2 protein-coding genes are annotated in these 895 nt (G+C 52.4%); both read right to left on the reverse strand.

Annotation, left to right across the window (positions count from 1 at the left end):
- Positions 1-373: hypothetical protein (locus tag ACP7E4_RS30450; protein WP_426119988.1), on the reverse strand; the 373-nt coding region annotated here is incomplete at its 3' end.
- A gap of 99 nt (positions 374-472) precedes the next feature.
- A partial coding sequence (locus ACP7E4_RS30455) for a hypothetical protein (RefSeq protein ID WP_426119986.1) occupies positions 473-895 on the reverse strand: 423 nt, incomplete at its 5' end.

Below are 895 nucleotides of genomic sequence, written 5' to 3' on the forward strand. Positions count from 1 at the left end.
GAACCAAGTCAGCGTTTAAATTTCCGCTCCCCCACGATGTCAATTTTGGGTGGGTGACTTCCTGGTTCAACATCTCTTTTCCGCTTGGGATTTCATTAATGCGGATTTGAAAAGTAAATGGAGACCCCGGCTCTTGCCTTGAGCCGCCGTTGAGTGATCCACCTCCTGCAAGCCTCCAAGCTTTTTTCCGCTCGTTACTGTCGATGTATGGGTAGCTCAGAGATACGGTGTAGGTATCAGGTTTGCTTACCCGTACCGATAAGTTGGTCGTGCTGACGGGGCGATTGATTTCGAGCGGCACGCTATAGGATGGCGAACGGATGGCCGCCAACAGCGCGTTGATCAGCGCGATGGTGACGATTACGAGCGCCAAAAGCGCTAGTACACGATTTAGTATTTTCCTAAGCAAACTCAGCTCCCATGGATGACTGCTGCCGCCTCTCTGATTATCTCGGGGCCTCGCACTTGATCGTCAATCCGAGGACTGCGCGCTCTGACTAGAGTCCACGCTGCTGGACATTGAGATGCTCCCCAGGGCCCTTCCTAAGGTCGCGTAGTCACGGGCCAGGCTAAGTTTTGACGATGACGAGCCCGCTGTAACACCCACCGCTAGTAATTCTTGTTGAAGCGCCTCGTGAGCCTTCAGGATCTCTCGGGAGGCACAGACGAAGTCATGCAGCTTCCCACATAGATCTGCAGCTAGGCTGCGTGGTTCGATATATTTCTTAGCAAGCTTTGGCTCAATAGCGTCAATGAATGGGTCAAATCGATTGGAGAGCAATTGTGCTTTATCGGACTCACCGCTAGCCATCAACATCGTCGCCAATCGGTAGATAAGAGAAAAGTCGTGTGGACTCGTTTTCTCCAGACTCGCTTCGCTAAACGGAGCGAGCGC

The sequence above is a fragment of the Pseudomonas sp. DSP3-2-3 genome (genome assembly GCF_049898225.1).
In the GTDB taxonomy this organism is placed as follows: domain Bacteria; phylum Pseudomonadota; class Gammaproteobacteria; order Pseudomonadales; family Pseudomonadaceae; genus Aquipseudomonas.